General features: G+C 67.7%; 19 protein-coding genes and 3 tRNA genes. 8 read left to right on the top strand and 14 right to left on the bottom strand.

From position 1 onward, the window contains the following. Window positions 1-3: 3 nt before the first annotated feature. The 3 genes from ACFVM3_RS01630 to ACFVM3_RS01620 all read right to left on the bottom strand — a co-directional run bounded on the left by ACFVM3_RS01630 (window position 4) and on the right by ACFVM3_RS01620 (window position 2,583). Window positions 4-1,479, bottom strand: a complete 1,476-nt coding sequence (locus ACFVM3_RS01630) for a PPE domain-containing protein (RefSeq protein WP_378434562.1) — start codon at window positions 1,477-1,479, stop codon at window positions 4-6. A gap of 19 nt (window positions 1,480-1,498) precedes the next feature. Then, a complete protein-coding gene (locus tag ACFVM3_RS01625; RefSeq protein WP_378434560.1) occupies window positions 1,499-1,939 on the bottom strand; it encodes a hypothetical protein in 441 nt (146 codons plus the stop codon). A 92-nt stretch (window positions 1,940-2,031) separates the two neighbouring features. Continuing rightward, complete coding sequence (locus tag ACFVM3_RS01620; RefSeq protein WP_378434558.1) at window positions 2,032-2,583, bottom strand: DUF3558 family protein; 552 nt, start codon at window positions 2,581-2,583, stop codon at window positions 2,032-2,034. A 2-nt stretch (window positions 2,584-2,585) separates the two neighbouring features. On the opposite strand from ACFVM3_RS01620, the gene ACFVM3_RS01615 reads away from it, so the two are divergent. Beyond that, window positions 2,586-2,705, top strand: a complete 120-nt coding sequence (locus ACFVM3_RS01615) for a hypothetical protein (protein WP_378434556.1) — start codon at window positions 2,586-2,588, stop codon at window positions 2,703-2,705. A gap of 400 nt (window positions 2,706-3,105) precedes the next feature. Here the strand turns inward: ACFVM3_RS01615 and ACFVM3_RS01610 are convergent, their stop codons facing one another. Continuing rightward, entirely contained in the window at window positions 3,106-3,858 is a 753-nt protein-coding gene (locus ACFVM3_RS01610) for an ESX secretion-associated protein EspG (protein WP_378434554.1), read from the bottom strand. Between the two features lie 135 nt (window positions 3,859-3,993). Here ACFVM3_RS01610 and ACFVM3_RS01605 point away from each other — a divergent pair, with 135 nt between their 5' ends. Beyond that, window positions 3,994-6,669 (top strand): tetratricopeptide repeat protein, encoded by a 2,676-nt coding sequence (locus ACFVM3_RS01605; RefSeq protein ID WP_378434552.1) that lies wholly within the window; start codon window positions 3,994-3,996, stop codon window positions 6,667-6,669. A 23-nt stretch (window positions 6,670-6,692) separates the two neighbouring features. Here ACFVM3_RS01605 and ACFVM3_RS01600 read toward each other — a convergent pair whose 3' ends face one another. From ACFVM3_RS01600 to ACFVM3_RS01575, 6 genes are all read right to left on the bottom strand, one after another. Next, window positions 6,693-7,277, bottom strand: a complete 585-nt coding sequence (locus tag ACFVM3_RS01600; protein ID WP_020633063.1) for a PaaI family thioesterase — start codon at window positions 7,275-7,277, stop codon at window positions 6,693-6,695. 9 nt (window positions 7,278-7,286) lie between these two features. Further along, window positions 7,287-8,702, bottom strand: coding sequence for an MFS transporter (locus ACFVM3_RS01595; protein WP_378434550.1), 1,416 nt, complete (start codon window positions 8,700-8,702; stop codon window positions 7,287-7,289). 214 nt (window positions 8,703-8,916) lie between these two features. Next, window positions 8,917-9,375, bottom strand: coding sequence for a hypothetical protein (locus ACFVM3_RS01590; protein WP_378434549.1), 459 nt, complete (start codon window positions 9,373-9,375; stop codon window positions 8,917-8,919). A 4-nt stretch (window positions 9,376-9,379) separates the two neighbouring features. Further along, window positions 9,380-9,937, bottom strand: a complete 558-nt coding sequence (locus ACFVM3_RS01585) for a SigE family RNA polymerase sigma factor (protein WP_378434547.1) — start codon at window positions 9,935-9,937, stop codon at window positions 9,380-9,382. Next, complete coding sequence (locus ACFVM3_RS01580; protein ID WP_378434545.1) at window positions 9,938-10,291, bottom strand: hypothetical protein; 354 nt, start codon at window positions 10,289-10,291, stop codon at window positions 9,938-9,940. It abuts the gene before it with no gap. Window positions 10,292-10,585: 294 nt separating this feature from the next. After that, complete coding sequence (locus tag ACFVM3_RS01575) at window positions 10,586-11,827, bottom strand: Ig-like domain-containing protein (RefSeq protein ID WP_378434543.1); 1,242 nt, start codon at window positions 11,825-11,827, stop codon at window positions 10,586-10,588. 421 nt (window positions 11,828-12,248) lie between these two features. On the opposite strand from ACFVM3_RS01575, the gene ACFVM3_RS01570 reads away from it, so the two are divergent. Further along, window positions 12,249-12,452 (top strand): cold-shock protein, encoded by a 204-nt coding sequence (locus tag ACFVM3_RS01570; protein ID WP_003097368.1) that lies wholly within the window; start codon window positions 12,249-12,251, stop codon window positions 12,450-12,452. A 119-nt stretch (window positions 12,453-12,571) separates the two neighbouring features. Here ACFVM3_RS01570 and ACFVM3_RS01565 read toward each other — a convergent pair whose 3' ends face one another. Then, the gene (locus ACFVM3_RS01565) at window positions 12,572-12,991 is read right to left on the bottom strand and encodes a hypothetical protein (RefSeq protein WP_034310430.1); all 420 of its coding nucleotides are present in this window, start codon (window positions 12,989-12,991) and stop codon (window positions 12,572-12,574) included. Between the two features lie 518 nt (window positions 12,992-13,509). Between ACFVM3_RS01565 and ACFVM3_RS01560 the strand changes: the two genes are divergently transcribed. The 4 genes from ACFVM3_RS01560 (at window position 13,510) to ACFVM3_RS01545 (ending at window position 14,281) form a co-directional block, all read left to right on the top strand. Then, window positions 13,510-13,767, top strand: a complete 258-nt coding sequence (locus ACFVM3_RS01560) for a hypothetical protein (protein ID WP_020633070.1) — start codon at window positions 13,510-13,512, stop codon at window positions 13,765-13,767. A 234-nt stretch (window positions 13,768-14,001) separates the two neighbouring features. Next, window positions 14,002-14,074 (top strand) — tRNA-Glu (locus ACFVM3_RS01555). A gap of 28 nt (window positions 14,075-14,102) precedes the next feature. Then, window positions 14,103-14,176 (top strand) — tRNA-Asp (locus tag ACFVM3_RS01550). Window positions 14,177-14,207: 31 nt separating this feature from the next. Then, window positions 14,208-14,281: transfer RNA gene (locus ACFVM3_RS01545), tRNA-Phe, on the top strand. A gap of 131 nt (window positions 14,282-14,412) precedes the next feature. Here the strand turns inward: ACFVM3_RS01545 and ACFVM3_RS01540 are convergent. Further along, window positions 14,413-15,192 (bottom strand): S1 family peptidase, encoded by a 780-nt coding sequence (locus ACFVM3_RS01540; protein ID WP_378434541.1) that lies wholly within the window; start codon window positions 15,190-15,192, stop codon window positions 14,413-14,415. A 157-nt stretch (window positions 15,193-15,349) separates the two neighbouring features. Between ACFVM3_RS01540 and ACFVM3_RS01535 the strand changes: the two genes are divergently transcribed. Then, window positions 15,350-16,171 (top strand): arylamine N-acetyltransferase, encoded by an 822-nt coding sequence (locus ACFVM3_RS01535; protein WP_378434539.1) that lies wholly within the window; start codon window positions 15,350-15,352, stop codon window positions 16,169-16,171. 3 nt (window positions 16,172-16,174) lie between these two features. Here the strand turns inward: ACFVM3_RS01535 and ACFVM3_RS01530 are convergent, their stop codons facing one another. Both ACFVM3_RS01530 and ACFVM3_RS01525 read right to left on the bottom strand, forming a co-directional pair. Then, window positions 16,175-16,474 carry a GNAT family N-acetyltransferase gene (locus ACFVM3_RS01530; RefSeq protein WP_378434537.1) on the bottom strand — a complete coding sequence of 100 codons (300 nt, stop codon included), beginning with the start codon at window positions 16,472-16,474 and terminating at the stop codon, window positions 16,175-16,177. After that, window positions 16,471-19,248 (bottom strand): EAL domain-containing protein, encoded by a 2,778-nt coding sequence (locus ACFVM3_RS01525; protein WP_378434535.1) that lies wholly within the window; start codon window positions 19,246-19,248, stop codon window positions 16,471-16,473. Before ACFVM3_RS01525 ends, ACFVM3_RS01530 begins: the two co-directional genes overlap by 4 nt. Window positions 19,249-19,301: the final 53 nt, after the last annotated feature.

The following is a 19,301-nucleotide window of genomic DNA, read 5'->3' as shown; positions in this document are numbered from 1 at the left end:
GGCTCAGGGGGATTTCTCGCCGATCACCGGCGGCACCGGCTTCGTTTCGCCTTCGTAGCCGCCGAACAAGACGTCGGCGTCCTCCTCCTGCAGGTAGTTCGGGGCCTTCTTTTCCTTGTCCTCTTCCTTCTGGCCCCTGCCGCCCGGAGCGCCGCCGGCACCCATCGCGCCCGGCCCGCCGCTCTTGCCCGCGGCGGCCGCGCCACCCCGGGTGATCCGCTCCTCCGGCAGCTTGCCCGCCCCGGACCCGCCGCCCTTGCCCGCGAGCTTCTCGGCCTCACCGGCCGAAACCTTGCCGCCCGCGAGCCGCTCGGCGACATTGCCCGACCCGCCATTGCGCCCGAACCCGCCGCCTCCGCCACTGGTCAACCGGTTCGCCGCACTGCCGCCGGGTCCGCTCGTCGTCCGGCCGGGTTTGCCGCGATACTGCTCGCTGCCCAACCGGCCGAGCCCGCTGGGGCCGGGCGTGTTCAGCGCTGCCAACCCCGGCGTCGGCCCAGGCCTGAAGGGCCCCGGCTGCCCGCCGACCGGCTGCCCCGGCGCCGGCCCTCCGGTGTGCCCGCCACCCGTGGTGATCCCAGGCCCCGGCGCCGGCCCGCTCGGACCACCCGGCCCGGGCGTCGCGGGGCCGCTGTTGGGGCCCGGCCCGCCGCTGAAACCGTGGACCTCGGTCCCCCCGGAGAACCCGGACGCCGACGTCGAGTCACCCATTTCCGGCGGCGGGGCGAACGTGGGCTGCTTGGAGTTGACGTCGAAGAGCGACTGGTCGTAGGTGTGCATCACCTGCGCGGCCTGCTGGTGCGCCTGGAACGACTGCTCCTGCTTGGCCGAGATGTTGCCGACCGTGTCCACCGCGCCGGCGAAGTTCCCCGTCGCGAGCTGGTTGAGGGCGTTCTTGTACTCGGCGTTGCGGTCGAAGGGGACCTCTTCGGGCATGGAGTTCTTCGCGGTGGTGGCCGCGGCGGCGGACTGGGAGAACCGGTTGGACGCGAGATACGCGCCGTCGCCCGCGGTGTCGGCCCATTTGCTGATGTCGGCGAAGAAATCGGTGACCGACTTGGCGCCGTCGCCCTGCCAGTGCTCGCCCTCTTTGCCGATCGCGTCGCGGACGGCGTTGCTGAAGGTGTTCAGGGAGTTGCCCTGGTTGTTCCAGAGCTCGCCCTTCTCGTCGATGTCCTGCGGATCGAGGTCCTGCGTGACCATGTTCTTCAGCTCGCCGTGCGGGACCGCTTCATAGCGCTGGTCCGACGGATTCAGCCCGGCGCGGAACTGCTGACCTTGCGCCAGCGTCGCTGCCTGGTCGGCCGAGTACTGCCCCGCCTTCGCTTCAGCCGTCAACCTCGCCGTCAGGGAGTTGCCGCCGGGACCGGCGTTGGCCTCGTCGTACGTTTCGGAGTACCGCTTGGCCTCGTACGTCCGGCCGGTGTTGCCCATCGCCGAGAACTTGCTGTCGAAGTCGTCCTGGCCGACGTTGACCATGGTCCCTCCCGTTCCGTAGTCAGTTGCCTCTGGGCAGTTTCGGTTCGGCGGCCGTAGCCATTTCCCTGGACAGCGCGCAGGCTTCCTCGTTGGTTCCCTTGTTCAGGCCGGTCGATGCCGTCATCCGGGCGTTCGGCGTGACGGCGATCGCCACTGTGCAGGCTTGCTTACCCGCGTCGCCAGGGATCTCCACGGCATCACGTTCGCCGACCTTCGTTGGAATCTTGGTTCCTTGACCGGCGGACAGTTGCTCGATCCCCGCCTCGGGGACGAGGTAAAGGGTCACAGAGCCGAATCCATACTTCCGCGTGCCGCACCCGTTGTCGCTCTCGTAGGTCTCCTTGGCAGGAGGGTCGAAGCCTTTGGCCGTAGTCGTCGGCTCGAGCAAGTCGCAGGCTTGCAGCTCTCCGAAAACATCGGCCGACTGAGTGCTGGACTTGATTGCCGTCGCCTGAGGCACGGCATCACCCCGAAGGTCGGATGAACACGCACTAGCGACCGCGAGTACCGCGATCGGTGCGATCAGAGGACCTCGACGCAAGCGAAGGACCATCAGCCCACCTTTGGAAGCTTGGGCTCAGCGGCGACGGCAAGTTCCCTGGCGAGTGCACACGCTTCTTCGTTCGTGCCCTCGTTGAGGGACGTCGATGCCGTCATCCGGGCAGTGGGTGTGACAGCGATCGCGACGGTGCAAGCCTCGGTGCCAGAGTCACCTGGAATTTCGACGGCCTCACGGCCTCCGACCTTGGTCGGGATCTTGGTTCCTTGGCCAGGGGACAGTTGGTCGATGCCAGCTTCGGGAACGAGATAAATGCTCACGGATGCGTATCGACGTTTCTGAGCGGCACAGCCGTTGTCGCTCTCGGCTGTCTCCACAACTGGTGGATCGAAGCCTTTTGGTGTCGTGGTCGGCTCGAGAAGGTCGCATGCCTTCAGGTCGCCGAATACATTCTCGGAGTCATTTCCATGCGAAGCCGAGGGAGGGGTAATCGGGCTCGTAGCAGGGGTGGCGTTGCCGGGCTCTTCTGATGAACAAGCGGTGATAGTGAAAGCAAGAGCGGCAATCAGCACGGCGAGAAACCGGAACTTTGACTTGGTGGTCATCGGTGATCTGTCAGTCCTGTCGCAGGGATCTTCAACTGGTCCGCGGTGTCCGAATCTCGTTGGTGGTATCGAGCCTTAGCCAGATCGATGGCTTCCTTGGCGCGGTTGAGCACGTTCTGTAGGGCGTCTAGTTGCTTCTTGGCCGACAGTTCGTCACCGTCTGCTACCAGCGAGGCGTGATGGCCAACCTGCTGGGCGAACGGACCAGTGCCGAGTTTGGGTTTCTCGGCAAGTCGGTTGAAGTGTCGTTGGTTGTTCGTCCAGTCGTCGATGTAGTCGTCGATGGCGGTCTTCAAGGCCTCCCCGGCCTCTTCGCTGACCTTGAACCGCCCCTCCTTCGCCGCCGTCACCATCCGATCGGCCTGCGCCGAGAAGTCGCCCAGAATGTCCGAGAAGTTGCCCGGCGGTCCGCCGCCACCTTCAGTCATGGTCTCTCCCCTGTACCAAGTCCCGGTTACTCATAGCGCTCGTCAGATCACGATATCAGCGGAAACGGCCCCAGAGCCCGCCTTCCGGCGAGGATCACGCGCTGCCGACGCGGGCGGCTTCGACCAGGTCGTGGACCCATCGTGCCAGGTGAGAGCCACTCGTCGGGGTGAACGTGCGGCGGACTTCGCCGTCGGGGAAGCGGTCGGTGGCGAGCATGAAGCGGCCCTGGACGCTGTCGAACCATTGGACGCTCTTCTGCTGCGGTTTGCCCCGGTCGTCGCGCAGGGTGACGCTGACCGTGCCCAGCCGCGCGAGCGGGTGTTCGAAGAAGCGACCGGCGGCGCCCAGGCGGAGGTTGTCCGGGTCTTCGTCGAACGGGTCGTCCGGTCGTTTGGACGGGGGGAGTGTGCTGGACGTCGTCACCCGTCCGGGGAACGGCTGCAGTGACGGCAGATAGCCGAGGAGGGTCGCGACGACCTGTTCCGGGTAGACCGGCTCGAAGAGGATGTCGAATCCGCGTTGCTGGCTCACGACGCCCAGGCGACTGTTCCACGCACCCCGATAGAGGTATTCGGCGTCCTGCTCGACCTCGTGCGCCTCCATGGTGAGGACGAAGTCGCCGGTGGCCCAGAGGCGGAGGGTCTGGTCGTAGTCGCGCAGGAGTTCGCCGCCGCGGGCGAAACCCCGGTCGGCCAGCTCGGCCCAGATCTCTTGGCGGTGCCGTTCGCGTTCGGAGTTGGTGGTCCCGACCGTCGGGATCTCGAAAGGCAGCACGAATCTGCCGAGCCCGAGATCTTCGAGTACGACGTCGAGCTGGGCCATCGACATCGAAAATGACGCAGGCACCGGTCCCTCCCCCTCATCACCTGCTGAATCGGTTCTCCATCGCACCGTAGCGGGTTCGACCCGGTGCGGACACGACCTGCCTGCTCACCACTAGGATCGGTGGCGACGCCGTCGCGGGGATTTCGGGAGGTACCAGTGTCGGAAGAGCCGCGCCGTCCTCGGCACGCAGCGCCGGACGAGGCCACGCCGGACCGTGAGGCGGAGTCCGCCTCCTGGACGCCGCCGGCGCCGGTCCGCTGGGAAACGCCCGAACCGTCCATTTCCGGCAGGCTCGATCTCGCGGAGCCATCGCGGCCCAAGCCGGAGCCCAGGCCGGAGAAGGACGCCGAGCGCACGGCCATCCACGCGCCCGTCCAGCGCCCGCAGACTCCGCCGCGCGGCCAGCAGCGGTCGATCCCCGGAGCCGAGGACCCGACGCGCCCGCCGGGCGACATGGCCCCGGTGAGCCCGAGGACCCAGGTCGTCCGTCCCGATTGGCAGGCGCCCGCCGGCGCGCCGCAGCCGACCAGCGTGCTCGCCTCACCGGCGCCCGAGACGCAGAGCATCATGCCGCCGACGCCGCGCGTCGACAACGGGCCGGGGCCGCTGCCGGACCCCGGCACGGAAAGTGTCCTCCCCGAACGCTCCAGCGAAAGCCGCGGAACCGGCACCGGGACCGGATCGGGCAGCCGGGGCACGGGCACCGGCACCGGAACCGGCTCGTTCCCCGGGACCGCGCGCCGGACGTCGTCCCGCACGTCGCGTCGTGGCCGTCTCGGCGCCGGGCTCGTCGACGTCCCGCAGGTGCCGTACCGCGACCCGGCGTCCGCGGTCCTCGAGAACCCGATGGTGTCGGAGGAGAAGCGCTTCTGCGGCAGCTGCGGCGCCAAGGTCGGCCGCGGCAAGGACGGCAAGCCCGGTTCGCCCGAGGGCAACTGCGAGAAGTGCGGGAACCCGTTCTCCTTCGTCCCGAAGCTGCGGCCGAACGAGATCGTCGGCGGCCAGTACGAGGTCCTCGGCGCGCTCGCGTACGGCGGCCTCGGCTGGATCTATCTCGCGCAGGACCACAACGTCAGCGACCGCTGGGTGGTGCTCAAGGGCCTGATCGACACCGGTGACGCCACCGCGATGGCGGCCGCGGCCAACGAGCAGCGGTTCCTCGCGGAGGTCGAACACCCGAATATCGTCAAGATCCACAACTTCGTGCAGCATCCGGACGGCGACACCGGTAACTCGGTCGGCTACATCGTCATGGAGTATGTCGGCGGCCAGTCGCTGCGGCAGCTCGCGCTCGCGCACCACCGCGAGACCAAGCGCCCGGAGCCGCTGCCGATCGGCCAGGTGATCGCCTACGGGCTGGAGATCCTGCCCGCCATGGGCTACCTGCACGGCCAGAACCTGCTGTACTGCGACCTCAAACCCGACAACGTCATCCAGACGCACGAGCAGCTCAAGCTGATCGACCTCGGCGCGGTCCGCCGCATCGACGACTACGAGAGCCCGCTGTTCTTCACCACTGGCTACAGCGCCCCCGAGCTGGCGACGCACGGTGCTTCGGTGGCGTCGGACCTGTACACGGTCGGCCGCACGCTCGCCGTCCTCAGCTTCGAATTCTCCGGCTACACCACCAAGTACAAGACGACCCTGCCCGGCCCGGACGTCGTCCCGTTGTTCGCGCTCTTCGGTTCGTATTACCGGTTCCTGAAGCGCGCGACGCATACGGACCCGGATCGCCGGTTCATCGCGGCCGAGGAGATGGCCGACCAGCTCACCGGTGTGCTCCGCGAGATCATGGCGCTGGGTACCGGGAAGCCGCGCCCCGGCGCTTCGACCGTGTTCGGCCCCGAGACCCGCACGTTCGGCGTCGACATGGTCGTCCCGGAGCACGGCGGCAGCGTGCCGTTGCCGGATCCCGGCGAGGTGGTCGCAGGTCTGCCGATCCCACAGGTCGACACGGACGACCCGGCGGCTGGTGTGCTCGCGTCGACCGTCGCGCTCGACCCCAAGGGCGCCATCGAGTCGCTGGCCGGAGCACCGCGCGAGTCGATCGAGGTCCGGCTGCGCATCGTCCGCGCTCGCATCGAGCTCGGCGAGCTGGTCGAGGCACAGCGGCAGCTGCAGGCCGCGCAGTACCTCGCGATCAAGGCCGGTTTCCCGCACGACTGGCGGATCGACTGGTACCGCGGGCTGATCGAGCTCGCGGGCGGCCGGTCCCGTGTCGCGCACGTCGCGTTCGAAGCGGTGTACGACGACCTGCCCGGCGAGATCGCGCCGAAGCTGGCCTTGGCCGTCAGCGCGGAGGGGGTCGGGGACTACTTCGGCGCCGCGCGCTACTACGAACTGGTGTGGCGAACGGATCGGTCCTACGTCAGCGCCGCCTTCGGCCTCGCTCGCGTGTATCTCGCGCAGGGCGCCAGGGCGAGCGCTATCGAGGTCCTCGAGGCCGTCCCGGCGTCTTCGACGCACTATGTCGCCGCGCAGGTGGCCGCGATCAAGATCAAGACCAGGATCAACGGCGGTGGCAAGGATCCGGTGATGGTGTCCGAGCGGGATCTCGTCGACGCCTCGACCAGGCTGGAGCGTCTGCAACTCGACGCCGAACGTCGCACGCGTTTGTCGGCGGAGGTCCTCGAAGCGGCGTACGGCTGGCTCAACTCGCAGAACCGGCCGACGCCGGGGGCGAAGGTGCTGGGCTGCGACCTGGACGAACGGGGTCTGCGGTTCGGGCTTGAGCGCTGCTATCGGACGTTGGCCCGGTTGGCGGGCTCGGTCGACCAGCGTGTCGAACTCGTCGACAAGGCGAACGCCATAAGGCCGAGGACCCTTACCTAGTACGCGTTCAGAGGACGAAACGCTCAGGGGTTGATGTCCCACTCGCGTTCGCGTTTGGCCTTTTCGTGCGCGGCGGCGAGCTTCTGCAGCGCCTCGGGATCCCCGTGGGTGCTGAAGTGCTCGAATTCGACCCGCACGAACAACGCCCGCGCGCGCACCGCGACCGGGCCGTCTTCGGCGTCGAGCCGTCCGTCGGCGCTCACGTAGATCTTCCGGCCGGCGACGCCGTCCAGTTTCGTGGCGATGTACAGGGTCGAGCCGACGGGGACCGGCCGGAGGAAATCCGTCTCCAGCTTCCCGGTGACGGCGGGGCGGCGCAGCAGGTTCCCGACGGTCGCGCCGAGCGCCTCGTCGAAGGCGCAGGCGAGGAGACCGCCGTGCGCGAGGCCGGGCGCACCCTGGTGGGCGGAGGTGACGGTGAACTTGGAGTACACCGTCGTCCCTTCGCCCACCGTCGAATGCAGGTGGAGCCCGGCCTCGATCTCGTCGCCGCACCCGAAACACTCACCGAAGTGGATGCCGAGGTGGCTGCCCGGCTGCGGGGCTTTCGGGTGGACGGTCGCCGGTTCGACTTCGACCGGCGGCCACGGCTGCGAGATACGGCTCATGGAGAGACGTTAACTCGCCGGTAGCTCCGAGGTGCTGCCGGGAGTGGCCGTTTCCGGTTTCCGGCGCCGCACGATCCGCGAACTCACGATGCGACGCAGGGACACCCCGGCCGTTTCCGGCAGCAGCAGGATCGGGATGGCCGCGATCGCCGCCGCGCCCATCAGGTAGTACGCGGGCCACAGGTTGTCGCCGGTCGAGGTCACCAAACTGCCGATGATGTACGACGCCGTGCCGCCGAACGCCGCGGTGGAAACGCTGTAGCCGATGGAGAAACCGCTGTAGCGCTCCTGCGTCGGGAACATCGCCGGCAGCGTCGCCGCGAGGACGGCGAGGATCAGCACCAGCGGCACCGCGATCATCACCAGGCCGAGCATGAGCTGCCAGGCGTTCTGGTCGTCCGCGGCCGCGCCCATCAAGGAGAACGCCGGGATCGGCAACACCAGGAAGCTCGCGCAACACGTGATCAGGATGGGTTTTCGCCCGATGCGGTCGGACAGCATCCCGACCGGCACGATCAAGATCAACATCAACCCGATGGTCGCCATGATGATCAGCAAGGGCGTGTGTCCGCTGAAGCCGACCACGTCCTTGAGATACGTCTCCAGATAGGTGATCACGATGTAGTCGGCGACGTTCAGCAACACCACGATGCCGATCAGGTGCAGGATCGACGTCCAGTGCTTCTTGAGCAGCGCCTTCAGCGGTGACTTCTCGACCTGGTTCTTCTTCTCGATCTCCTGGAACAGCGGAGTGTCCTCCAGCTTGTTCCGCAGGTAGAGACCGACGATGCCGAGCGGGCCCGCGATCAGGAACGGCAGGCGCCAGCCCCATTCGCGCATGGCCTCGTCGCCGAGGACGACGGTGAAGATCGTGACGAAGCCGGCGCCCATCGCGAACCCGACGAGCGTGCCGAACTCCAGCCAGCTGCCCCAGAAACCCCGGCGCCGGGCGGGCGCGTACTCCGCGATGAACGTCGCCGCGCCGCCGTACTCACCGCCCGCCGAGAACCCTTGGATGGTGCGCAACAGGATCAGCAGGACGGCCGCGGCCGGGCCGATCGTCGCGTAGGACGGCAACAGGCCGATGATGAACGTCGACCCGGACATCAGGATGATCGTCAGCGCGAGCACCTTCTGGCGCCCGATCTTGTCCCCCAGGGGGCCGAACACGAAGCTGCCGAACGGCCGCACGATGAAGGTGATCGCCAGTACCGCGAAGGTGGCCAGCGCACCTTCGGAAGTGCTCGAAGCGTTGAAGAAGACCTGCCCCAGGATGGCGGGCATGAAGCCGAAAACACCGAAGTCGTACCACTCGATGCAGTTACCCATCGCCGCTCCGGCAACGGCCTTTCTGATCTGTTCAGGAGGGGCCTCCGCCGGTTCCCCTTTTTCCTGATGTGACGCGCTCAGCGCCTCTTCGGCCATGGGTTTGACCTCCCGACCCACCCGTTTACTTACCCATCGTCGAGGGTTTGTTCCCTCGACCGTAGGCGTTCAAACGTCCTGGTTCAGCGCTTTGGATCGGCCGATCGTGCGCCGTTCCCCCGTATCGGTGACGAAGCACCAGGTAAAGCCGATGTCGGAGAATTTCCGATTACTTTGGGTCACACTTCGGGAATCGGACGTTCCGGGCGGAAGATCAGTGGGTCGCGGCCGTCGCCGGAGGCTCGCTCGGCCCCTTCGTCGGCAAAGGAGCACGAGGCGGAGCGGACGTCGTCGTACGTCCTGGCAGCACGGTCCTCGGCGTCGAGCGTGTCTGCTCCGTCTTCGGGGCCGTCGCGGGTGGGGGCGGCTTCTCGGGGGAGACTTCCGGACGGGGAGTCGTCTCGGACGGCGCCGGCGAAACCGGTGCCGGGGAGATGGTCGACAGGCCCGGCCCAGCGGGCTGTACCGGCGCGGAACCCTCGCCGCCGCGACCACCGACGGCGAGCGCGCCGACCACGATCACCGCGACCGTCGCCAGCGAACTCCCCGCCACCGCCAGCCGTTTGCGCCGTCGTCGGATCCGGCCACCCCGCTCGATGATGTCCGCCGCCCGGATACCGAGCGGGGGACCGCTCGCCCCGTGCGAAAGCACGCCCTTGATGTCCTCGTCCATCTCCTCACCTCCCATCGTCATGCGCTCCGCTCAAGGCCAGTTCGCTGAAATGCGGTCCGAGCCGCTTGCGCAGGGTCGCCAGACCCCGCGCGGCCTGGCTCTTCACGTTCCCGGTGCTGCAGCCCAGCGCCGCGGCCGTCTCTTCGACGCCGAGATCTTCGAAGTAGCGCAGCACCAGTACGGCCCGCTGCTTCGGGGCGATGCCGGACAGCGCGTGCCTGACCAGCATCTCCTGTTCCGTGCCGCCCGCCTCGTGCGGGACGTCGGGAAGGGCGTCGGTGAGCTTCTCCCGTTTGCGCCACACCCGCCGATGCTCGGAGAGGAACGTCCGCAGCACGATCTTGCGCGCGTAGCCGTCGAGCGCGTCGTGCCGGGAGAGCCTCGGCCAAGCCAGGTACAGCTTCAGCAGCGCGGCCTGGGTGATGTCTTCGGCCTGGTGCCAGTCGCCGCACAAGAGGTACGCGGTGGCACGCAGGCTGTGCGCGCGCTCGTCGAAGTACCGGGCGAACTCGCCGTCCCACGGCGAGCCCGACCCGGTCTTCGGCGAGCGGCTCAGCGACACCTAGTTACCGGCTCCTTCGACGATGGCGGGGAGGTGCAGATCCCCGGTCGGCCCGGCGGGAACGGCCTTGGGCACGCGGTGCTCACCCGGCTTCACGACGCCGGGGCGGGTCGTCTGCGGGGCGGGCTCCGGACGCGGCGGGGCGGTGGTGACGCGGGTCGGTTCGCCCGGTGCCACGGTGGGCGCCTTGGTCGGCGGCTGGGGCGCCTGGGTGGTCGTCGGCGACGGGGCGCTCTGATCGGCCGACGCCAGCGACGTGGTCGCGAAGGCGGCGCCGCCCGCCAGCAGCAGCGCGCCGAGGGAAAGAGCGATACGAGTACGCAAGAGTGTCTCCTCGATCCGGGCGCCGCTCATTGGCCGCGGCGCCTTACGTCGTCAGACATGCGTCCCGCCCCGCAACCGGTTGCATCGAGTTTTCGAAAATCTCCCGAGACGTCTCCCAAGGGCGCCCCGCGCCCGACGGAGACTTCACCCGTGCGCCCTCTTTCGGGCCGAAGGCCCACTGGAACCTTTTGCGGGGCGCCCTTCGCGCAGACTGAGCCTGATCGCGGAGTCGCGCCCCTCGAAGGTTCCAGTCAGCGCACGGCAACAGACACGAACGGCCGGAGACCTCGAAGGTCTCCGGCCGCCCGGTTCCATGGAAGTACTTCAGCTCGCGAGAGCGGACAGCTTGGTCCACTCTTCCCAGGAGTAGGTCCAGTCGCTGTAGTCACGCGCCCGGTTGATCTTCACCGTGCTGCCCTCGATCTCGACGGGGTCGCCGACCAGGGCGCCGTCCATGTACGCCTTGGCGTTGGCCGGCGCCAGGTTCACGCAGCCGTGCGAGATGTTCTTCTTGCCCTGCGCCCAGATCGAGGGCGCGTAGCCGTGGATGAACTCGCCGTTGGTCGAGAACCGCACCGCGGACGGGACCACGATGTTCTCGTAGTTGTAGCGCTCGTTGGTCATCGAGTACGTGTCGTGCTTGGACATCACCACATGCGTGCCGCTCGGCGTGACGCGGCCAGGGTCGGCGTCGAGGCCGTAGCTGGCCGGGTAGTCCGCGATCTGCTGCCCGTCGCGGATCACCACGAGCCGGTGGGTCTGGGTGTTGCCCTTGACGATCTGCGAGCGGCCGATCGTGAAACTCGCGGAGCGGTCTTCCTTGCCGTACACGCCGTCGCCGATCTTGACGCCGTAGATCTTGGCGTTGAACTTCACCGTGGTGCCGGGCTGCCAGTAGGCCTTCGGCCGCCAGTGCACCGAGGTGTCGTCGTGGACCCAGGCCCAGGAGCCCTCGGTCTTCGGCGTGGTCTCGACCGACAGCGCCTTCTCGACCGACGCCTTGTCGGTGACCTTGCTCGGGAACGTCAGCGTGATCGGCATGGCGACGCCGTACGTCTGCCCGTCGAAGACGTTGATGTTCGCGCCCACCTGCTTGCGCGGTTTGACGGTGGTGAAGGTCCCGCCGATCTCGACGGGTTTGCCGTCGGTGCCGGTGGCCTTGCCGGACCACGTGTAGGACTTGCCGTAGCCGAGCTGTTCGGTGGTGGACCAGCTCTTCTTGTCCTCGGACGGCTGGCCGGCGACCTGCTTGCCGTCCGGATTGGTCAGCACGACCTGGTCGAGCGTGCCGTCGGCGACCGTGACCTTGATGGGCTGCCCCGGCGCGACATCTTGCGCGCCCGCCGCGGGCTCGTAGGTCAGCTTGGCAGGCGCGGGCGCCTTCCCGCCGGTGTCGCTGCTGACCGGCCCGCCGCCGTCCGGCCCGCTGGCCGAGACGGTCGGCTCGCTGCTGCACGCCCCCAGCGTCAGAACCGCGACCAACCCCAGTGCCGCGAACGCCGCCCGGCGGCGCGCGGTTTCAGTGAACCTCAAAGCATCCCCTTTGCTCCCCTGTACACCGACCATGACGTCCGGACCGCCTCTTAAGTTGATCCCACGGAGAGTGATGCGAGTCACAATCGAGTGGGCGGTGGTTCACGATCGGGGCATGACCGACTTCGGTCCGTGTCCGGCGATGACCTGAGGTCGGCGTGCGGCGAAAGGGTAGCGAGGGGGTCCGACAGAAGCCGGATCCGCGTACGACGTTCCGGTGACCTTGGTACTTGGGGCCGCCCAGAGTCCGATCACGGGCTTCAAATATGGCCAGATCCCGGTACGCTGCCATCAGGCCGTCGTTTTGCGTGTTCGTGGCTTCACACTCGCGGAACTTCTGACGCGAGCCATGAGCCGGTGACGCGCTTATCGCTCGACTCGTTGGAACCGCCCGGGACGGTCTGGGTGTCGCTTCGGAGGCACTCGAAGCGGATGTGCAACGAGGAGTACAGCGGTGGCGCAAGGCACTGTGAAGTGGTTCAACGCGGAGAAGGGCTTCGGCTTCATCGCGCAGGATGGCGGCGAGGGCGACGTCTTCGTTCACTACTCGGAGATCGAGGGTCGCGGCTTCCGCACGCTCGAGGAGAACCAGCGAGTGGAGTTCGAGGTCGGTCAGGGCCAGAAGGGCCCGCAGGCCCAGAAGGTCCGCGCGATCTGAGTCCGCCCTTCAGGCGTTGCTCAGACTGAGTCAGAAGAGCCCCCGGCGATCTCGCCGGGGGCTCTTCTCTTGCCTTGAAGGCTTCTTCCGTTGTGCTGTTCCGTTCCGGGTGACGGGGGTCAGCGGGGGACGGGCTGCTCCCACGCGTTGGCGTCGAAGCGGAATTCGTCGGTGTGGGCTTCCTCGTGGCGGCGCTGCTGGGCCGAGTTGGCCTGCGATTCCCACGAGAGGCGCTCGAGGATCCATTCCTGCGCGAGCGCCTGCGGCGACAGGTTGCGCTCGGCGGCGGCGTCCTTGAGCTGTTCGCAGGCGATGAGGTTCATGCGCAGCTGGAACACCTGCGCTTCACCGAAGCGCTTGCCGGTGCCGGTGCTTTCCGGGTCGTTCTCAGGGGCGAGGGCACGAAGGTAGCTGGTGAGCTCCGTGTCTTCGACGACCGCTTCGGCCTCCTTGGAGGCGGAGTTGCGGTGGCGACCCGGGTTGACCGGCTTCAGGTTCGTGCGGCTGCCGCTACGACGGCTCAAGGAAGGAAGGGGCACCGGGCCACGATAACGGTTCGGTCTCGGCAAACCAACCACAGTGAGCCACGACACACCGGTTTCTTCGTCCCGAATGGCCCAACCCCACAAGAAACCCTTTCCCCATGATCACAACCCGCAACCAAGCGAGAAGAACGATCAACGGACCGGTCCGGGGCTGCCAACCGCCGCCGCCAGGAACCTGGGGGTCTGGGGGGTGGCCCCCCAGAAAACGGAGCGACCCCCGCGCCAGGGGGAGGAACGCGGGGGTCGGAGGGGATCTCCACAGGCGCTGACCGGGGGTGTGTCAGCAAATCGATTGTTGCACGGTTTGCTGAGAAGGGCGAGTGGGCGCGGGCAGAATTCCGGGCAGGGCGCCACCTGTGGTTCGCCTGTGGTTCATGTGGCGCGGGCCGTACGAGTGATCGCTCTGCGTTGTGCGGAGCGTGGCGACAGGTTCACTCTCCGGGGGGCTGTGTGTCGCGGCCGGCTCTGGTTAGCCTCGCGGCCAAGCTGTTCGTTGGCCGTCTGGAGGAACCATGGGTGGGTCTGTGGAAGTTCGGCAGTTCCTCCTTCGGTACGAAGGTGCCGATGGGGGAAGCTCGACGACGTTGGCCGGTGGTCTGCCGGCGCAGCGCACGGGTCAGGGGGACGCGCAGCGCGTGTCCGACGACCAGGTGCGCCGTGCCCGGCTGGCGGTGGCCAACGGGGCGTTGGGCGTCGATGACTGTGTCCAGTTGCTGGACATGCTGGGGTTGACGTTGGACGAGGACGGGCAGGCGCCCGTTCAGCGCTGAGTTCGTTCACAGGGCCCGGTCGCGCGGGGTGTGCCGCGCGACCGGGCTTCGTTTCGGGTCCGGGCGGCTGCTCGGGCCTGATATCCTGAACTCACCGCGTTCTCGCAGGTCCCAGCCCTGTGAACAACTAAGGGACCCCCTGTGCGGAAGCGGAAACGGGGGTGTCCTATAGTTATGTTCGCTCCCGGGGACACCGGAGAGCGCGGGTCGGTCGGTTCGCCGAAACCGAACCGGGCTCCCATCGTCCAGCGGCCTAGGACTCCGCCCTTTCAAGGCGGCAACGCGGGTTCGAATCCCGTTGGGAGTACGCAGTACAGTTACACCGCAGTATGCAAGGCCCTGTGGCGCAGTTGGTTAGCGCGTCGCCCTGTCACGGCGAAGGTCGCGGGTTCGAGTCCCGTCAGGGTCGCAAGATCGTTCGGCTCCTTGCCGGCGTTCCCGGCCAGGTAGCTCAGTTGGTACGAGCGTCCGCCTGAAAAGCGGAAGGTCGCCGGTTCGACCCCGGCCCTGGCCACCGCTCAACGAACCGCCTTGATCCAGATCAAGGCGGTTTTTTCATGCCTGGGGCGGGATTCACGGCATCGCGCGGTGGCGGCCGATGTCGCAGGAGCATCGGGCGCCACCGCGCGGGCGCGGACTCGGTGTCTACTTTCCGGTCTGCTGCTTGATCCAGTCGCCGAACGCGGTCACGTCGGTGTAGATACCCGGCATCTCCGGGCAGCTCGCGGTCTGGCCGCGGCTGGTGGCGCCGACCAGCGTCCACTTGTCGCCCGCCTTCACCACGGCGGGGCCGCCGGAGTCGCCGTAGCAGGCGCTCGCCTTGCCGCCCTGGTTGTCCATGCACAGCTCGGTCTGCGCGTCGTAGGCGCCGGAGCCGGAGCACCCGCTGTCCTCGGCGACCTTGGTGTCGAGCTGCTGGAGTACCACCGGGGCGGAACCGCAGCCGCGCGTGGGGCAGGTCAGCCCCCAGCCGATCTCCCGCACGTCGGTACCCGCGGCCGGGGACTGGCCGATCTCGATCGGCGCCGCCTCCGCCGGCTTGGTCAGGTGCACCAGGGCGATGTCGTACGGACCCGAGCCGTCGTACTTCTCGTGGACCACGAACTTGTCCACCTCGGCGACCTCGCCGCCCTTGGTGTGGTCGGTGGTGTTGAGGCGGTACTGCCAGTTCGACGGCTGCTCACCCTCGACGCAGTGCGCGGCGGTCACCAGCCACTCCGGCGAGATCAGGGAGGCACCGCAGTTGTGGTCACCGCTCTTGGTCTGCATGGACGCCATGAAGCTGTAGGTCTCGGTCGCGTCCACACCGCCCACGATCAGCGGCTGAACGCCCGAGGGCGGTTCGGCGGCGGAAGCCGGCATCGCCAATCCGAGCACGGCGGCCGCTCCGGTCAGCAGACCGGCGACGAGGGTACGAGTCCTCATCTGCTTTCTCCTTCCACACCGGTGTGTTTCACCGGCTCTCTCCGGAAGGGTGGCCAATCGTCACTCGTCCGTGGAAGTGACGAAAGTCGGTGGCCGTTGCCAGTTACCAGTTGGCGGACCTTGACTTCGAGTTAAGTGGAGGTGTCAATCTCGCAGCATGACAACCGCACCTGAGCAGGTCGACGAATGGACCGTCGACACCCTCGACCTCGACGCGTACCTCGGCAGGATCGGCCAGGACCGCGCGAAGCCCTCCGCCGCCGCGTTGCGTGAGCTGGCGAAAGCTCATGTCCTGGCCGTCCCGTTCGAGAACGTCGACGTCGTTTTGGGGCAGCACAAGGGAATCGGGCTCGAAGACGTGATCGGAAAGCTCGTCCGCCGCCATCGTGGCGGCTACTGCTACGAGCACGGAAGCCTTTTCGCGGCGGCCGCGGAGCGGCTCGGCTACCCCGTACGCCGCCTGGTCGCGCGGGTGCAGCCGCAGAAGAACGGGCCGTACACGCATATGACGCTCGTGGTCGAGGCGGACGGTGTCCCGCATCTGGTCGACGTCGGATTCGGCGCCGGGATGCTGGTGCCGATGCCGCTGGTCGACGGCGCCGTGGTGGATCAGGCGGGCTGGCCGCATCGGCTCGTCGCCGACGGCGATTGGTGGCGCCTGCAGAAAAAGGAGGGCGACGACTGGACCGACCTGCACGCCTTCACGCTCACGCCGATGCACCGGATCGACTACGAGGTCTACCACCACTACACGTCGACGCATCCGCGGTCGCCGTTCACCGGGCAGCTGGTGGTCATGCGCCTGGAGGAAGGGCTCAGCCGCAAGCTCGTCGGCGAGGAGTTCATCGTCGAACGCCCCGACGGGACCAAGGAGACCACCACGATCCCGCCCGAGCGGCTCGACGCGACATTGCGCGAGCTGGACGTCGTCCTCACCGAGGACGAGCTCGCGAAACTGCTGACGATCTATCCGGGCTGAGGCTCAGAGTTCGAATTCGGCGCGCTTGTCCTCGGGGACGAGATCCTCGTACTCACGGTGCTTCGCGATGAAGGAGCGCACGTACGGGCAGTAGGGCAGGACGGACCTGCCCTGCGCCCGGACGTCGTCGAGCGCCGCGGTCACGAGCTTGCCCGCCAGGCCCTGTCCCGCGAAGTCGTCCGAGATCTCGGTGTGCAGGAACAGGATCGCGTCCGGGCGAGTGCGGGTTTCCAGGAACCCGGCGTTCTCCCCGTCCACGACGATGTCGTAGCGGTCTTCTCCGGCTTTGATCTCGACACTCATCGCATGGCTCCGAAAAGTTCGTCCGGTGGCGCGGGGCGACCGAGATGGAAGCCCTGCGCCTGGTCACAGCGCAGCTCACGCAGGATCGCGAGCTGCTCTTCGTCTTCGACGCCTTCGGCGACGACGATCAGGTCGACGGCGTGCGCCATCGCGATGATGCTCTTGACGATCGCCGCCGCGTCACGCGATTCCGCGATGCCGGTGACGAAGGTGCGGTCGATCTTGAGCGTGTCCAAGGGCAGCCGTTGCAGCTGGGCGAGCGACGAGTAGCCGGTGCCGAAGTCGTCGATCGCCAGTGAGACACCGAGATCCCGCAACGACGTCAGGACTTCGGCGGCCGCGGCCTGGTCCCGCATCAGCGCGCTCTCGGTGACCTCCAGGGTCAGCGCGTGCGGCGGGAGCCCGGTGGTCTTCAGCGCGTCCTGCACCCCGGCGACCAGGTGCGGGTCGTCCAGCTGCCGGGCCGAGAGGTTCACCTTGAGGTTGAGGTCGACGCCGAGTTGCTCGCGCCGTCTGGCGATCTCGCGGGTGGTGGTGCGCAGGACGTACTTGCCGATCAGGTTGATCAGGTCGCTTTCCTCGGCCAGCGGGATGAACTCGGCGGGCGAGATCGTGCCGTGCGCCGGATGTTTCCAGCGCAGCAACGCTTCCACGGCGACCATCTCGCCGGATTCGATGTCAACGACCGGCTGGTACGCCGTCCAGAGTTCCTCGTTCTGCAGCGCGTCGCGCAGGTCCTGTTCCATCCGGAGCCGCCGCTGCATCCGCTCGCGCAGCTCGACGTCGAAGAACTCGTAACGCGCCCGGCCGAGCGTTTTCGCTTGGTACATCGCGACATCCGCGTCGCGCAGGAGGTCTTCGGCGGTCCGGGTGTCGTCGTTGGCCGCGGTGACGATGCCGATGCTGGCGTCGATGTGCAGCTGCCTGCCGTTGACGGTGATCGGCTCGGTCAGCGCTTCGCGCAGATGCTCGGCCAGCGCCTTGATCTCCTGCGGCTCGGTGATTTCCGCGGTCACGACGACGAATTCGTCGCCGCCGAGCCTGCCGACGAGATCGTTCTCGCCGATCCCCCGGCGCAGCCGTTCACCCGCGATACGGAGCACCTTGTCGCCGACCGAATGCCCGAGGGAATCGTTGATCACCTTGAACTTGTCGAGATCGATGAACAGCAGCGTGGTCAGCTCGGCGCGGCCGGCGCCGGACAGCGCCTCGGCGAGACTGTCGAGCACCAGCGTCCGGTTCGCGAGTTCGGTGAGCGGATCGTGTGTCGCCTCGTGGGCGAGCCGTTCACCGATGGCGCGGCGTTCGGTGATGTCGGTGAACGAGGCGACCACGGCCTGGGCCGACGGGTCTTCGGGCGTCAGCAGCCGCGAGGTCAGCGAGATCCAGACGTCGTCGCCGGCGGGCCTGCGCAGCCGCAGCACGAGACCGGTCAGCGTAGCCCCGGTGCGCCGGGTGATCACCGACGGCATCCGGGCGGGCGGGATCCGGCCCTGTTCGTCGTACAGCTCCAGCGTCACGCACGGGACGCCGATGAGGTCGTCGTGGCCGACGCCGATGATCCGGCACGCCGCCGGGTTGGCCGATTCGATGAGTCCGCCGGGGCCGATCACGACCACGCCTTCGTCGAGGGACGCGACCACCGTGCTGTAGTGCTGTTCGGCGCGCCGCCGGGCCGTTTCGTCGGCGCAGACCAGCACGAACCCGTCGTTCATCTCCGCGGCCGAGATGCGGATGGCCAAGGTCGAACCGTTGCGATGGCGGTGGGTCGTCTGCATGACGCCGCCCCGGCGCAGCACCGTTTCCGGATCCAGCTCGGCGCCGACGAGCTCGCTGACCGTGCCGCCGATCGCCTCTCCGGCCGTCCAGCCGTAGACGTTCTCGGCGGCGGGGTTCCAGCTGGTCACCACGCCGGTGCCGCTGGTCGCGATGATCGCGTCGCTGACGTGGCTGATCAGCGCGGCCTGGTAGCGCAGGGTCGCTTCGGCGGCCTTCTGCGCGCTGATGTCGCGCATGATGACCTGGAACGCGGGTCTGCCTTCCCAGGTCGTGCGTACCGAAATGCTCTGGACCAGGTACTTCGTGCCGTCGAGGCGGAGCATGACGGTGTCGGCGGGGTCGGTCGACGCGCCTTGACGGTGGAGCGACGCGATCCTGTCGAGCAGGGCCGGGAGCGACTCGTCCGCGACGAAGTCCATGATCGGCCGCCCGATCAGCTCGGCGGTCGAAGATGCTCCGAGCGCGGCGACGGCCGCTCGGTTGACGTACGTGACAACGCCGGCTTCGTGGACACAGACGGCGTCGGGGCTGAGTTCCACCAAAAGCCGGTAACGGTCAGTGAGATCTTCGAGGGCTTGCCGGTTCTCGCGGACGTCGGTCACGTCGGTGGCGATGCCGAGCAGGCCCGTCGAGCCGGTGTCGTCACCGATGGTGCGCGCCCGCAGACGGACCCAGCGGACCTCGCCCGCCGGGTTCCGGAACGACTGCTCGAGTTCGAACTCGCGCCACGGCGGGGAAGCGCGGGTGCCGGAGGTCAGCGGTGCCACCAGATCGGCGAGCCTCGACTCGATCTCGGCTTCGGTGAGGATGCCTCCACCCAGCAGGTTCTCGAGTCCTGGCAGCCAGGACAGGGTCTCGTGCTCGAAGTCGTACGACCAGATGGCGGCGTGATCGCCCGCGAGGCCGAGATCGCCGACCGGCCCGTTTCCGAGCGGGGCGCCTGCCGGGCGACCGGAATTACCGGCTCCGGGCACGGCGAGGGCGTCAGCCTCCATGATCCGTCCGAACCCCCTCCTCCGGTGCTGGCACCGTCGATTACACCACCCGC

Origin of the sequence: Amycolatopsis sp. NPDC057786, from assembly GCF_042797905.1 — a bacterium.
Lineage (GTDB): Bacteria > Actinomycetota > Actinomycetes > Mycobacteriales > Pseudonocardiaceae > Amycolatopsis.
This window is presented reverse-complemented; position numbering and strand designations above follow the sequence as displayed.